This is a genomic window from Bdellovibrio sp. HM001, from assembly GCF_055397275.1.
The window spans coordinates 3,574,595-3,589,400 of the sequence record NZ_AP029174.1 but is presented as its reverse complement, the minus strand read 5'-3'; the positions used below and the strand labels follow the sequence as shown (position 1 = coordinate 3,589,400).

Annotated in this window: 12 protein-coding genes; 5 read left to right on the top strand and 7 right to left on the bottom strand. The window is 50.4% G+C overall.

The features are described from left to right. Nucleotides 1–4 precede the first annotated feature (4 nt). Genes priA through galU form a run of 3 tightly spaced genes read right to left on the bottom strand, consistent with a single transcriptional unit; the run spans nucleotide 5 to nucleotide 3,798 of the window. Complete coding sequence (gene priA, locus ACZ5ZZ_RS16940) at nucleotides 5–2,053, bottom strand: replication restart helicase PriA (RefSeq protein WP_464132478.1); 2,049 nt, start codon at nucleotides 2,051–2,053, stop codon at nucleotides 5–7. After that, on the bottom strand, nucleotides 2,050–2,904 hold the full coding sequence (locus ACZ5ZZ_RS16935) for a hypothetical protein (RefSeq protein ID WP_464140575.1): 855 nt from the start codon (nucleotides 2,902–2,904) through the stop codon (nucleotides 2,050–2,052). Before ACZ5ZZ_RS16935 ends, priA begins: the two co-directional genes overlap by 4 nt. Before the next feature lie 9 nt (nucleotides 2,905–2,913). Next, nucleotides 2,914–3,798, bottom strand: coding sequence for a UTP--glucose-1-phosphate uridylyltransferase GalU (galU, locus tag ACZ5ZZ_RS16930; protein WP_464132476.1), 885 nt, complete (start codon nucleotides 3,796–3,798; stop codon nucleotides 2,914–2,916). Between the two features lie 128 nt (nucleotides 3,799–3,926). On the opposite strand from galU, the gene ACZ5ZZ_RS16925 reads away from it, so the two are divergent. Beyond that, nucleotides 3,927–5,183, top strand: coding sequence for a hypothetical protein (locus ACZ5ZZ_RS16925; protein WP_464118926.1), 1,257 nt, complete (start codon nucleotides 3,927–3,929; stop codon nucleotides 5,181–5,183). On the opposite strand, the gene ACZ5ZZ_RS16920 is transcribed toward ACZ5ZZ_RS16925, so the two are convergent. Further along, nucleotides 5,180–6,286 (bottom strand): peptidoglycan DD-metalloendopeptidase family protein, encoded by a 1,107-nt coding sequence (locus ACZ5ZZ_RS16920; protein WP_464140573.1) that lies wholly within the window; start codon nucleotides 6,284–6,286, stop codon nucleotides 5,180–5,182. The genes ACZ5ZZ_RS16925 and ACZ5ZZ_RS16920 overlap by 4 nt on opposite strands. On the opposite strand from ACZ5ZZ_RS16920, the gene ACZ5ZZ_RS16915 reads away from it, so the two are divergent. Next, nucleotides 6,285–7,109 carry a PorV/PorQ family protein gene (locus ACZ5ZZ_RS16915; RefSeq protein ID WP_464118922.1) on the top strand — a complete coding sequence of 275 codons (825 nt, stop codon included), beginning with the start codon at nucleotides 6,285–6,287 and terminating at the stop codon, nucleotides 7,107–7,109. The two genes, ACZ5ZZ_RS16920 and ACZ5ZZ_RS16915, sit on opposite strands and share 2 nt — an antisense overlap. 36 nt (nucleotides 7,110–7,145) lie before the next feature. After that, on the top strand, nucleotides 7,146–7,274 hold the full coding sequence (locus tag ACZ5ZZ_RS16910; protein WP_464118920.1) for a hypothetical protein: 129 nt from the start codon (nucleotides 7,146–7,148) through the stop codon (nucleotides 7,272–7,274). Between the two features lie 92 nt (nucleotides 7,275–7,366). On the opposite strand, the gene ACZ5ZZ_RS16905 is transcribed toward ACZ5ZZ_RS16910, so the two are convergent. The 3 genes from ACZ5ZZ_RS16905 to ACZ5ZZ_RS16895 all read right to left on the bottom strand — a co-directional run bounded on the left by ACZ5ZZ_RS16905 (nucleotide 7,367) and on the right by ACZ5ZZ_RS16895 (nucleotide 10,860). Next, nucleotides 7,367–8,737 (bottom strand): energy transducer TonB, encoded by a 1,371-nt coding sequence (locus tag ACZ5ZZ_RS16905; RefSeq protein WP_464140571.1) that lies wholly within the window; start codon nucleotides 8,735–8,737, stop codon nucleotides 7,367–7,369. A gap of 125 nt (nucleotides 8,738–8,862) precedes the next feature. Beyond that, complete coding sequence (gene nagZ / locus ACZ5ZZ_RS16900) at nucleotides 8,863–9,975, bottom strand: beta-N-acetylhexosaminidase (RefSeq protein ID WP_464140568.1); 1,113 nt, start codon at nucleotides 9,973–9,975, stop codon at nucleotides 8,863–8,865. Nucleotides 9,976–9,978: 3 nt separating this feature from the next. Then, complete coding sequence (locus tag ACZ5ZZ_RS16895; protein WP_464118914.1) at nucleotides 9,979–10,860, bottom strand: hypothetical protein; 882 nt, start codon at nucleotides 10,858–10,860, stop codon at nucleotides 9,979–9,981. 122 nt (nucleotides 10,861–10,982) lie between these two features. Here ACZ5ZZ_RS16895 and ACZ5ZZ_RS16890 point away from each other — a divergent pair, with 122 nt between their 5' ends. After that, complete coding sequence (locus tag ACZ5ZZ_RS16890) at nucleotides 10,983–13,166, top strand: Tad domain-containing protein (RefSeq protein WP_464140566.1); 2,184 nt, start codon at nucleotides 10,983–10,985, stop codon at nucleotides 13,164–13,166. A 92-nt stretch (nucleotides 13,167–13,258) separates the two neighbouring features. Further along, complete coding sequence (locus tag ACZ5ZZ_RS16885; protein ID WP_464140563.1) at nucleotides 13,259–14,797, top strand: hypothetical protein; 1,539 nt, start codon at nucleotides 13,259–13,261, stop codon at nucleotides 14,795–14,797. The last annotated feature ends 9 nt before the right edge of the window (nucleotides 14,798–14,806 follow it).

Here is a 14,806-nt window from a genome sequence, read left to right as displayed (position 1 = left end):
GGTCTTAAAGCAAACTCATTGGATCAATATCGATTAATATTTTGACTCCGGATGGAACCCACTCCTGGTCCCCCAGTAACTGTCTTGAAAAGGGATTGGCGGCTGCGGGCTGAGTGCTTTTAATTAGCAGATGGTATCGGAACTGACCTCGCAATTTAGAAAGGGCGGCTTCGGCCGGACCCAGGACTTCAATAGCGCCATACTGTTGTGGGAACTGAGCTTTAAGAGCATGAGCTCTTCTGGCTAAAAGTCGGGCCGTTTCTTCTACAATTCCCAGTTTAGTTCCTTGAATTCGGAAGCTCACCAAGCGTCCCATGGGTGGATAGTTCAGAGCACTGCGAATTTCCAGTTCGTGGGCGGCAAAGCCCTCGAAGTCATGAGCTTTGGCAAAAGTGATGCTGTCATGTTCAGTGTTGAAGGTCTGAATGATCACAAGCCCCGGGCTTTCGCCTTCTTTCACGTGTCGTCCAGAGCGACCGCTCATCTGAGTGATCAGTTGAAAGCTTCTTTCGGTGGCACGGAAATCCGGAAGGTTGAAGCCCACATCGGCCAGCACCAGTCCCACCAGTTTCAATTTTGGAAAATCAAGACCCTTGGCGATCATCTGCGTTCCGACCAGAATATCGATTTCACCGGTTTCCATTTTGCCAATCAGATCTTCCAGATCCGCACGACTTTGAATTTCATCGCGATCGGCACGAGCAATGGTTTTCCCTGGGAACAACCGGGTCAGATCCGTTTCCAGAAGTTCAGTGCCCAGGCCAATGGCCTCCAGTTGTCCTTCGTGGCAATCCGGACATTTGGTTTTGAAGTTTTCGTGATAATCACAATAGTGGCAAATCAGATGCGAATGCGCATGCAACGTCAAAGAGATGTCGCAGTTGGGGCATTCCCGCGTGTGCCCACAGGATGGACACACCACCATCTGCGCAATCCCGCGCCGATTCAGGAACAAAGCCGCCTGATCTCCGCGCGCCAGAACTTCCTGCATGCGCTCGTATAGCGTGGGGCTCAGCCAGAAAGGCAAATGCGAGTACTTTGTAATGAGCTTTTGCTTTTCTTCGTCATCGTCTTTAAGCCTGCGCAAATCAATTACTTCAATATCAGGAAGCGCGCGATTGGCCACCCGGCGGGTCAGGCGATGCAGATGATATTTTCCGTCGATGGCATTCTTCCAGGTTTCAAGGCTGGGTGTTGCCGATCCCAAAACAACGGGACAGTTCATTAGTTTACCCAACATCACAGCGGCGTCTCGACCGTTGTACTTCAGCTTTTCATCTTGTTTGAAGCTGGGTTCGTGCTCCTCATCAACAATGATCAGCCCCAGATTGTCGATCGGACAGAAAAGGGCAGAGCGGGCACCGATCAGAATGGATTTGCGTCCCTCGACAATATCCCACCATTGGTTGGTGCGTTCACGGTCGGTCAGCTGCGAGTGAAGTGCGGCAATCTTGTCACCAAAACGACGGGCAAAGCGCTGGATCAGTTGTGGCGTCAGGGAAATCTCAGGCACCAGTACGACCCCGCGTTTACCCTCGGCCAGAACTTTATCCAGCAGGCGCAGGTAAACTTCGGTCTTTCCAGATCCGGTCACCCCAAAAAGCAGGTGAGTGGAAAACTGCGAGTGCTGAGCGATGCTTTCAAAACAGGATTTTTGTTCCGGCGTCAGGTCCAGTGCTGAATCGGCTTCCAGTTGGGGAATGACCGGCGGGCGTTTGGACTGTCGCTGCTTTTCAGATTTTCTTAAGGGCGGGAACGCGGATTGAACGACTTGTCCCACGGGGTGAAGATAATACTGTGCCAGCCACTCCAGCCATTTCACATAGGGCTCTGGCAGCGGGGGGTATTCCTCAACGATGGAATCTACAGCTTTGACTTCAAATTCAGGAACTTCCGCTGTGGGTCCCAGCACAAGGCCATGGACTTTGCGCCCACCACGGCCCAGCGGGACCGTGACCAGTTGACCTCGTTGCAAGGGCAGGTCCGAACTGTAGGTCAGGGCCTCTGGAAGAGGAGCGTCGGCAGCCACTCTCCACAGTTGAGTCGAACTCATCTAAACCTCTTGTAGAACTCCGTGATCACATCTTTGGCCGGCAGATCCGCGATGCCATCCCATTTCAGATTCGTATCCAAAGACGATGGCTGGAACAACGCCACGGCCGTTTGGGGGCGCGCTGAAGCGCTGATCAGACGAATAGTCACAGTGTTGTTGCCCCAGCGGATCGTGCGCGAGCGAGGATAAGAAAGTCCACGGGCAAAATTATTATAATTGTTCGCACTCATTTCCACCTGCGAAGGCAGGCGTAATTTACGCACAACAAATTCGTCCTGCTGAATCCAGATGCCTGGCGATCCTGCTTCCTGTTCCACAGGGGTCGGAGCACCCAGAGCATAGTTCACCACGCCACCAGTGCGAGAGAGGCGAACCCAGTGCTCAGGTTCATTTTTGATTTCATTGGCTGTCTTCGGCAGGGGCTTTTTGTGGAAAGCATTTGTCGGGACGATTTTAAAGTGCGCCAAAGCATTGGCGAAGATCTCGGGATTTCTCATGTTCAAGAATCGCTCCAGGAACTCCTCAGGCAGCTTTTCACTTTTTCTTTGGCCGTCCCCCATGCTCCATTTTTGGCCGCCATTATAAAGGAACTGGAGCTTGAAGGAGCTTTGCAGGTCTTTGCCTCCTGTGACAGTCAGACGCATGGTGCGATCGCTGTCCACCAGCCAGGTTTCTTTGACCATGACCGTTTCTTCGCCGCTGGTGAACTGCACTTCTTGTTCAATCGCATAGATCCCAGATCCCGCATTTTCGCTTGTTTTCTGCAAGATCGTGCGAGTGGGCAGAATATAAGCCACAGCCAAGGCCGGACAAAGCAAAGAGAGGGCTAAGGTGACAGCGATCTTTTTCATAAAAACCCCTTATTGCAGGCGACCTGCAAGTTTGACAAGGTAAGATGTCAGTTCTTGTTTCAGTTCCGGATTCTGCAATGCCAGTTCGATGTTGGCTTGCAAATATCCAAGCTTGTCACCGGCATCATAGCGCTGAGCCGAAAACGTCATGGCGTTCAGACCATGTTGAGCGCAAAGCACTTTCATGCTGTCGGTGAGTTGAATTTCACCGTTCAAAGTGGGCTTGGCATTTTTCAGAATATCCATAATGGCGTTGTCAAAGACATAGCGACCCGGCAAAGCCCAACGGCTGTTGGTTTCGTGCGGTTTTGGTTTTTCCACCAAGGACGTCACCTTGAAGAAGCCCGTGGACTTTTCCTCAACCTCGGCGATTCCGTACTTGGAAACATCTTTGTCTTCTACCTTCATCACCGAAATCGTGGAAGTGGCAGTCTCTTCAAAAGAACTGACCAGTTGAGAAGTGACGTTGGCTTCACCGTGGAAGCCCATGGTGATTTCATCGCCCAGCAAAACGGCAAATGGATCTTTGCCGACGATCGGAAGTCCGCAAAGAACAGCATGCCCCAGGCCCATGGCCTGCTTTTGGCGGATGCTGATGATATTGGCGGAATCACGGATGCGAGTCACACGCTCCAGAAGTTTTTCTTTGCCATCTTTGGCCAGTTTGTCTTCCAGTTCATACGAGGTATCAAAAAAGTCTTCAATGGCATGTTTGCCTCGACCGGCAATCAGGATGATGTCTTCAATTCCGGCTTGAACCGCTTCTTCCACGACGTACAAAATGATCGGCGCGTCCACGATGGTCAGCATTTCTTTAGGCACGGTCTTGGTGGCTGGGAGGAAACGTGTTCCCAGGCCTGCCGCAGGGATGATGGCTTTTTTTACTTTTTGCATAGCTAATAAAATCTCAAACGTTTCATTTTAAGACAAGCCCTAACGAGGCCTGTCTCAATATGAAAAAAGCTGCGGTTTTGCGCAAATCTGCCGAAAAGATTGTTAGTCTAGTATTTAGGGGAGTTTCCATGAAAGTGCGTTTTAAAAAGACAACCTGGCGTGCGGCGGGAGGAATTCTTGCCTCCTTCGTACTGATAGTGTCCTTTCAAAACTGCGGCAAGGCAGGTTTCGACTCTGATCTAGGCAGTGAAGCGGATGTAGGGTTGTCTGACGCAGAGCTGGCGGCCAAGTATGGGGCCACAGACGGGGCGAAAGTTGCGGCTATTCCCTTCGCTTTTGAGGCTGGTTTTGACACGATCACCTATAACTCCTGTGCCGACACTCATCTCCGCAATAATCCGGCGTTCTTCACACTGAAGGCCGGGGCCCATTCCTCGGGTGGTATCAAACTTAAGAATGAGTTCTTTGATTATACGGATTCCAATTTCAAACCTGTTTATCCTGAAACCAGCCTGACTGAAAATCAGTACAAAGATTATCTGGCAGACTCGCCAGCCAACAACGGGGCCGTGGCCACCGTGGCTATTCGTGACAGAGGCAATCTTGCCAATGTTTATACGGCCACAGGGAAGTTGACCCTTTGGACAGATGTGATCCCGCTTGTGGCGCCGCTGACAGATTCTTTGGTCATGGATGCGTTTGCGCAAAAAGGGGTGACGGCGAATTATTTCCCGTTCTCGCCTGAATCACGCGTGATGGAAGCCACCATGAACATGAATTCCAGCGAAACTTTGGCGGAGGCCTATCGTCAGCAATTTATGACTTCGGCGGTGATGAGTCTGACCTACATGGTGAATAACGGTGAAATTCACGAGGTGCGAGCGCCAAGTTCTGCTCTGCCGGTGAAAACAGCTTATGGTAAGGGTTATTCATTTGTGTTCTCGCAGGCTCCGGCCGCAGGTGCCGCTTCAAACAACCCGGCAAATGTCCTGGCCTCTGTGAGTGAGTACGATTTGCAGTCGCCGACGCAGATTACAAAATCCTGGAACTGCACTCGCAAGTACCGTGTCGTGAGAAAGGAAGATGTGGCAGCTCAGTGTCCTGTCCAGAGCTATAGCGATATCGCGGGAAATGCCACTTACGTTCGCGAGATGGAAATTGCCCGCCGTCATTTGCGCTCAGACCAATGGGATGTGAATGTGCAGTATGGCTGCGTGGTTCCTCGCACAGGTGTGTCCTGTTATAAAGAGGAATCGGTGAATGGTGCACCGGTTGTGGAGTATGATCTTACGAAATCCTGTTTCCGTGAAAACGGAAACTATCCTGCGGGCGCAACGCCAAACAGTCGTTGCATGCATTTTGTGACAATCTGCACCCGCGATTAGTTTTTGGCGACACGTTCTTCCAGCATCGATTCCATGTGTGAAGGGTAAGATTTAATGTATTTGATAGGGTCGACCATTCGGCCCTTTTTCTTTACTGCAAAATGCAGGTGAGGTCGCGTGCAATAACCCGTGCATCCCACTTCGCCAATGCGTTCGCCTGCAGAAACTCTCAGACCCTGACGAATTCTTTTGTCGATACGATGAAGGTGGTTGTAGGCGGTCTCCATGCCATTGCTATGCAAAAGCACGATGTAATTGCCGGCGGCATGATTGCGTCCGTAGCGGACCACGGTGCCTTTTCGAGGGGCATAGACGGGTTCGCCCACGGGCAGTTCAAAATCAATTCCCAGGTGTGGTTGCAGGCGCTTGGTGATCGGATGAACGCGGTTGGGTTTAAAACGGCTGGCGATTTTGATGTAATCCACCGGGGCATAGAATGGCTTTTCCTCCAGTAAGTCAGAGGCGGCAAAGAAAACACCACCACCTTTGGAATTACGCACGAACTTTTTCTGAACAGGCGTTCCATTGATGGTCAGGGAAGTCTTTAAAACTTCTCCGTATTTAATAAACTGTCCGGCATCGTGAAGCTTTTCTACCTCCAGCCAGAATGAGGCGCCACGGCTGACGGCGCGGGGGGCGATATCAAAGGCATAGGCATCCAAAAAACGTGTCGCCACCCAGTTGCTGTTGATCTTTGCCAGGATACTTCCCAAAACCGAGCCATAGATTTTTCCTTCGACCCGGGCGTAGCTGATTTTGTATGTCGGATTGTAGGGCAGGGCCTGCACTTTTCCGGATTGCTTGATAATGCGGAAAGCGTCAGATGTTTGAGAGTCGATCATACGAAGTTCGATGTTTCTTCCGGAACCGCGCACCAGATAGCGCGTGTCCAGAGTCAAAAACAGACTGCGCAGTTTTGAGTTGGAGGCGATGACAGACTCGCGTTCACTTTGAGTAAATCCGTGTTGGCGCATGATGGAGATAAGATTGTCGCCAAGACGCACAGGCTTTGCAGTAAAAGTGTTGGCTCCGGCGTTCGCCGATTGATAGGATGTGAATGCCAATACAAACGCACTCACGATGCTTGCGAGGTGAAAATTCATGATGCCCCATCCTTTGAGCTTTATTAAACTTCCTGTTTTCTTCTGCATTTATCTTATCGTGAACACGGCAGCAGCCCAAGTTTATAATTCCTCTATTTCCGCTGCGACCGGCGGAACTGGACGTGCGGCGGTGGAAGCGGGGGATGCAGCGTTTTTAAATCCGGGAACTTTGGTGCACTTAAAAGGTCGTCAGCTTTTCTCTTCGTTTGCAGAAAATCAGTTTGCCGTGGCATTGAGTGATAATACTCAAGACAGCATGCTGCCGGCGGCGTTGGGATTTGTGCAGAAAAAATCCGATGTATCGTTGGGGCGACTTGAAGAAAGTGATCTGACTTTGAGTCTGGCAGAATTTGCCACGGACCAGTGGGCGATGGGTATCACAGGTCATCATCGCGAACAGAAGCTTCCGAACCAGTCTTACCGTCAGACGAACGCGGATATCGGATTGGTCTATACACCGCAGTCTCATATTGGATGGGGTTTGGTGGCGTACAATGTTTTTGGTGAAGATACGGCGGCTCCGAAAGAGCTGCGCCGAAAAACCTCTGTAGGGGCGGGTTTTAATTATATCTATAAAGGGACCGTCAGGATGCGCGCGGATGCCACTTCCGAATCCGAATTCATGACCGGCCTGGAGACTTACGTGAATAGATTTGTTATCAGCCGCCTCGGTTATATGAATAATACCAAGGATTCCAGGGAGTTAATTACGGCTGGCTTGGGCTTTAAAGGCCCTAGATTCGCTTTGAACTATGCCTATGAAGGAAATCCTCGGGAGTCTGGGGATTACCGGCATTCAGTTGACTTGGGGATTCCATTTTGATAACTAACTCATTCCGTTAAAACCTAGGGGAATAAAATGGCATCTAAAACACAAAAGACTGAGTATATTCGCGAAAGAAAAAAAGCGACTAGCGGTAAAAAGCGTAAAGCTGCTGCTCGCACTAAAGGCACTACAAAATCTGCAAAAGTTCTTTTCAAAGACTAATTGCCTTAAGATTTTAAGTACTTAGATAAAAAGAAAGCCCATGGAGACGTCCCTGGGCTTTTTTATTTTCTTCTCATGAGTTGGATCCGTGACTAGCGGCTCCCCACGTTTCGACGCAGCAGGCCACCATCTTCCATTGCTCCACCTTTTAAGTCCCAGCGGAAGGGAAGCTCGACCCAGCCTTCCTGACCCGGATAGAAGCGCCATTTTTTCAGGGCAGCCAGAGTTTTAGAATCCAGATTTCTGAATCCCGTAGACTGCATCATGCGGAACTTCTGGGGATATCCTTCTTTGGTGATATAGGCATAAAACACCACGGCACCTTGGTCGCCGCGCAGGCGTTCCTGGCGATCATAGCGGGGGCGAGGGTTGCCCGGCATCTGACGAAGCTGATCCAGGCTGCGCACTCCAGAAGGTTCTCCGGCCAGAGCGGTGCCCTGACCTGGGGAGCCCGAGTTTCCGGCGCCAGCGCCTTTACCCATGCCCCGTCCGTTACCTTCTCCACCCAAGCCTGCTCTTTTGGCAGCGGCGTCTCTGGCAGCTTTTTCTTTGGCGGCTGCAGCGGCCAAGGCGGCCGCACGTTCATTGGCCAATGCTGAAGAGATGACTTTGGCATTTCTTTGGCGCATTTCATTTTGCATGGCTGCAAGCTTTTCAGCTTCGGCCTGATTGTCGGCCTCCAGGGCGCTTAAGCTTTCATCCTGTTCAGCAGCCATCGCAGCAGCCAGGGCCTCCATAGAGCGTCTTTCATTTTCGACAGCGGCACCCTGAGCACTGTCGATGTTGTCGAAGTCTTCATTGAAGTCCGCATTCATATTAGATGCGACAGCGTGTTTGGCCAAAGCTCCCTCATCCAGTTCAGGGGCTTCGATGTCATCAATGGTCATTGGAACAGCTTTGAATTCTGTTTTAGGGGCAATGCTGCGACCACCTTTTGCGGCCACGGCCTGAGCTTTGGCAGAGGCTTTTGCTGCCTTGGCTGAAGCCGTCTTCACAGCTTTGTTGGCAGCGGTTTTAGCAGCCGCTTTGGGTTTGGCAATCACGACATCGCTGGGACTTCCGGCGTCTTCCAGCTTTTCTACCTGAGGAGTGTCAGCAGCGACAGGCAGACCACCTTGAGTAGGGGGAACGCGGGCTCCGCGAGGAGCAAGTCTGGGTGTGGGCACATCTTCGATTTCAATCGTGATGGTTTCAGTTTTGACCTCTTCCACCAATGGAACACTGATCATGGCAACAACCAGCACGATAGCCGCGTGCAGGGTGGCGGACAAAGTCATGAAGCGAGAGGTTTTGCTTTGTTCGGGCTCTCTGTGAGCCAGAAGAAACGCATCGTAGTCGATAGCCGATTGAGCGGCTGAACTCTTCTGGGAAGAATTCGCGAAATCAGCTTTGGGCATTTGAAAGTCAAAGAGACTCATTTGATCGTCATTCTTGGACTTGTCATTTTCGAGGTTGAAACCCATAGAAACTCCTAGTGCTATCCAAGGATGCACTATCAATTCCCGGGCCATGTAAAAAGGCCCCTGCGTGGATTTCACAAGCAGGGGCCGGGTATAAATTTCAGGGGTGTTAGGGCGATTGTCAGCCCTTATTCAGGCAGCAATCCGTCGGGGATCTGGCCGGCGGCAATGGCTGCGGCGATCTTTAAGTGGTCGGCATGGCCTACGATTTTGATCGCCTCATTCAATGGCATTGGATCCGGATGCGGGATCTTGGCTTTTTTGAAGTCCATAATTCGGTGATAGCTTTGTTCCAGGTCTTCTTTGCGCAGACTTCCTTGGGCCACAGCCTCCAGAATTGCGTCATAAGCCTGCGGTGGAACCTCGGGATCATTGCAGTATAAAAGCAAATCCACGCCAGCTTTGAGCGCGCGGACGGGCACTTCCTCTATGCCATAATGTTTGGTCATCGCCTTCATGCCAAGGTCATCGGTGATGATCAGGCCGCGATAACGCATTTCTTCGCGGATCATTTTTCTGACAAATGTTTCTGACAGAGTGACGGGCCATTCGGGATCAATTTTTGGGAACTTGATGTGAGAGGTCATCACCATGTCGACGCGCGATTTGAAGGTCTTTTTGAAAGGAATCAATTCGCATGACTCCAAACGAGCCAGATCGGCATTTTCCACCGGAAGGTCCTCGTGGCTGTCCACCAAGGTGTTGCCGTGGCCCGGGAAGTGTTTAGCACACGTGATGACTTCAGCTTTGATGTATCCACGAACAAGTGCTGAGGCATGTTTTGCCACCATTTCCGGGTCAGAGCTGATAGAGCGGTCTCCGATCACGGTGTTGCCCGGATTGGTGAAGATGTCCACGCAAGGAGCGAAATCCAGGTTGATGCCCACGGCTTTCATTTCCAAGCCCATGCGATTGGCGAAGTGGAAGGACACTGTGGGTGCATCCAGCTCACCCAGGCGGCGCAATGGGGGCCAGACCGTGAAAGGAGCTTTCAGGCGATGAACGCGACCGCCTTCCATGTCGATACCAATAAACAGAGGCGCCTTGTCCACCTGCTTGTGACGCAAAGATTGGATTTCTGAGCAAAGTTCGTGGACTTGCTTGGGGTCAGCGACATTGCGGCCGAACAGACAGACCCCCCCGATGTTGTGCCCTACAATGAATTTCTTTTCGTCGGCAGTCAGAGCGTGTCCGGATACGCCGATAAACATATGCTGACCAATGATGTGGCTGATACTCATGAACTAATTCCCTTTGTCTTCTGTCTTTTGCGGTTGGCCTTTCAGCAGAATGCCTTGGCCGGGAGGAACGCCAATCTGCTTCGTCGGTGCGGGAGCATTGGCTTCATTTGCTTTTAGTTTTCTTTGGCGGGAAACGACATTGCTGTCGCCCTCAGGAACTTTTCCGAAAAGTGTTTTTAAGATCGCGGCGCTATAGGGGACTGTGCCGATGGCTTCAGAAGGTGTTGCCACCAATTCAGTCACGATTCCCTGCCCCATGGCATTCGTTCCCAGAACCTCACCACGTTCGTTGACATAGCTGAGGAACTTGATGTCTTTGAATGTGTTAAGGATCTTGAAGGCTTTAAATCCGTTGTAGGTTTCTTCTTTTCCCACCAAGGCCTGGCCTTTGTATATGGCCGCGTCCTCTTCTGCAATGGCCTGGTATTCATAGTTGGTTTCAGACTTCAGTCCTTCTTTGGACTTCAGCATCAGGTAAACCAAAAATGTGGAAAGAAAGGTGCCTTTGGGAATCTTCTTTTCAATGCGGGAAACTTTGCCATTGCTCTTTACAACGGCACTCAGATTGCCGTTTTTGAATTTTGCATCGATCAGTTTGGAATCTTTGCCTGCCAGGGACGTGTATTCGTAAGAAATCGGAGTCAGTTCGGCATCGGCATAGGCTTTGAGGCTTTCTGTGGTTTCGCTGGGACCCTTGCCGGTTTTTAAAAGATAAGTGGAAATGAACTGTTTTTTCTTCTGGTCAAATTCGTAGCGGCTGATGACGTAACCAATGTGTTCTTCGCCGGAAAGGACCTTGGCGTATCCTTCAAAAAGAACATCCCCGCGGGCCGTTCCCGCGTAGACCATGGCAAACAGAAGTGTAAGGCATATTCTTAGGACCATTGTCGAGTTTCCTTCTTAGAACTATGGATAAAAGTCTGTCATCTCACTATAGAACAAGTCAAAGTTTTCGAGGTCGAGTTATTGCCACAACCGGCAACCTACGCGACAATGTTGAGACACAGATGTTTAATGCACGAAGTACTTTTATTCAGAATCTTAACAACAGGCGCGGTCAGATCGCCCTGTTCGTTGCATTGATCTTCCAGATTCTTTTCCTGTTTTTTGCAATGGTGATCAATGTCGGACTTCTTGTGCATCACAAAGTCAACTTGCAGAACTCTGTCGATCTTGCGGCCTACTATGGAGCCATGAGACAGGCAGAGAATATGAACGCGATTGCGCACATCAACTATCAAATTCGGCAAAGCTGGAAATTGTTGGCGTGGCGCTATCGCATGCTCGGAAGTGCGGGGGAGTGGGAGCGGCATCCTTTCAAAAAGCCCCTGAAAGCAATTCAAGGCCCGACTGATGATATTGTCAGTACCTCGGATTCTGTTTCGCGCAATCTTCAGGAAGCTCCAGCTTTTTGTATTACCTATATTCCCTTTAAGCCGATGCCTCCTGGAGAGAACACCTGTCGTTACATGGCTTCGTACACAAAGGTCATGCTGTGGCAGGATGTCCCGGTGATTGCATTCCACCAGGCGTTTTCCAAAAGTATCAGCAATGCCAGTGACGTGATGAGAAGCAGCGCCACAGAACGTTGTCGGGTGTTTGGTTCCTACAACTACTTCATGCTGGGAAAATTCATAGTCAGCTTCAATCTGGATCAGCGCGATCGCATGAATATGATTGCAAGCTTGTCCCGTGCGACAAGTATGGCCAAGGACGACTTTTATGATTTGGACGGGCAGAAAGCCAGCGTCGGTATCGAGAACACGTTCCTTAATAATCTGACTCCGCCGAACAAGGCCGGGAATCCGAAAATGCAGGTCTTCAACTCTTTGGGAACGGATGCTTGCAATGCCTCGGGTCAGGCGCCAGAACAACCGGCGAAATGGCTCAGTGCTGTTCGCATCTATCCGGGATTCAGATACACCGATACCCAGTGCGATGGTTACAATATCAAGACGGATCCCAAGGAGCTGACCGGCCATGCTTCCAGCTTTCCTTACCATCTGGACAGTGTGAATGCTCTTAAGGGTCCTATTACAGAGCTTGCGAATTTTATCGGCTATCGTAGCAATTTGAATGACAACTACAATTTCTCTATTGGAGTTGAGAAGAATCCATGGTGCATGGCCTATGTGGGCGTGTCCGCCACAACTTCCCCGAAAATTCCTTTCTCTCCGTTTGGCACGATCACTTTGAAAGCCAGAGCGTTCTATAAACCCTTCGGTGGCAGAATCGGTCCTTGGTACAATCAAAACTGGAACCGCGGCTCTGGCTTCTCTGAAGGTGGTCCAAAAACAGACCCTCTTCTTCCACCGCGTGTTACGGACACATCTTTGCTTTCTTCTATTAGCACCGATACGGCGAACAATGCCATCCGGGCGGCAAACTTTAGTCGCTTCCCGGGCGATAAGTATGGTTTAAAGACTTTCAGAATGCTGGCTTATTATGGCGAAGCCATTTACAAGCTGGATCCGAAGTGGTCCTCGGATCCCAATCCATACGGTGGTAACAGCATTTATGAAGGCGACAGTGCTCCGAACTTTGCCCATTGGGATCATATTCCCAACAGAATTAATGAAATCGGTGATCTGCTGTCCTGGGATTCCGTGCGTGATGTTCCGTCCGCAATGAGAAATCTTGAAACTGCCGCGATTCTGCCGGACCTGTTTGATATGACTTACTATTCGATCGAGCCGGATTTCTATAATAACTATTATAAGAAAATCAAAAATGGTTATTTGAAGGGACCAGGGTCCACTTTTACTGGAAGCTTCCGTCCGGATCTTGGTTATCACAAGGACTACAAAAGAGGCACTTACAACTTCGAGGAATACAACATTATAAGTCAGTTCAACGTGCTGAAGGAGCCAGGCTTTATTGTTCCTGTGAAGGATAAGTTTACCTTTATGTCCATGGATTGGATGAATGTCCTGACGGGCTGGGCTCCGAAGGGATTGTTGGACTATTCTTTGGATACGTCCAAGTTTGGTAAGTGCGCGGCACCTGTTCCTGCGGATAGTTCTGGTGGCGTGGTCCCAACAACGGGAAATTGCGTCGTGGGTGGCAGTACGGGTTACGCGGTTAAAATGGTTTCTTCCAACTACTTGCGATCACAGGATCTGAAGCTTGGGGGAGAAAACACCGGCGGTGGTCCGTTGTTAAATCCTCCACCTGATGACAGCGAGTTCTAAGATAAATGCATCTGATTGTCTCAGTCTGAGACGTTCGCCAAAAACTTAAGATTCTACGACCTTTGTCCGAAAAGAATACGACAGGGGAATTTATGAGAAATTTGATCTTTGCTTTTGGAGCATCCTCATTTCTATTACTAGGGTTGTTTGGTGGCGGCACCTATGCTCAGGCCTCTGATAAAGATCTTACCAAGTCTGCAGAACTGAAGAAATCTGACAAAACCTCTAAGTCAGATATTCAAGATGCACGGAATGGCGCCGAAGATGATGGATATACTGCACAGGCCGATACATTAAAAGGGCATGTGGACCAACTTGCGACCGCGGCGAAAGAAGCCCTTAGCTTGAATGCAAATCTTATCAATACCGCTGCTTTGGAAAATCTTACCGGAGCTACCAACTTCTACCAGAGACTCCATGGCACCTGTGTCAAGACTCAATCCACGGCGTCTTGGATGTGCCGGGAGAAAACGAGTCCTCAACTGCAGGAGGGTTTAAATCAAATCAATACTGTCGTTGGTATGATTTCCGGCGCAGCTATCCAGGATGCGTGTAGTAACTTTGCTAAGATAGCTAAACTTGGCCAGATGGCTTTAACCGCCTATACGGCGGCCTGTTCCAGCGCTAGGGCGGCCTGCGAGGCCTCTTGTGCGACAGTTTATAATAATCTAAAACGCCTATCTAAATTTGAGTTTGGATCACTGCACTGTCATTCCGAAAGTTTGATGGCTGCGAAGGCCGCGCTGCCAACGGACCCTAACTATCCAACGGCACAAAAAATCGTAGCTGCCTGCGCCAAGCTGGATGCTAGTATCAGCACTACTCAAGGATACTTAGATGGCACTGTGTTGCCGCACGACTTTCAGGAAGCAGATAAGAAGTCTGTTGCTCTAAAGAACAAAGCCTGCACTTACGAATATGCCAGTATGATCATTTCAGCAGGTACTGGTATTGCCTCTATGATCAACGGACTTAAACAAGGTCAGAAGTGTGATGAAGACACAAACGGGACCGGCGGGACGGTGGCTGCTGCAGCCAAAGACAAGTGTGAAGACCCAGCAAATGCTCAGCTTCCAGAGTGTATCTGTAAAGCGAATCCAAGAACTCCAGGTTGTGCGAACTCCTATCAGAAAGCCAACGAAAGTGGTGATTCCCGTCTGACGGCTTCGGGTTCGGATGTCAATCCTGCGGCTCTTGGTGGAAAAGATGGCCTTGGTGGACTGGGGCTTGGTGGTGACGGCAGTACTTTGGGTGAAAACGGTGCCGGCGGTGGTTCTGACTCTGGCGGAATTGGTGCACCCATGGGTGGTGGCAGCGGCTTGAGCGGCTTCGGTGGCTCGGGTGGCGGCGGAGGCGGCGGCAAAGAAGAGGCCGCCAAAAAAGGTCTGAACACAGACATTCTTTCTGGCTCCGGCGGTGGTGGCGGAGGCGGTGGCTTTGGTGGCTACCGAGGTGCTGCTTCTGATTCTAAATACCGTGCGTATCTGCCCGGTGGCGCCAAAGACCCAGCACAGGGCTTGGCGGGTCAGCAGGCTTGGACAAAAGAAGTCACCGGTCAAGGTGGTAAGTCCAATTGGGAAAAAGTCAGAGAACGCTATCGTGATAACAAGAACACGCTCTTGAATAACTAAAGGAGACTG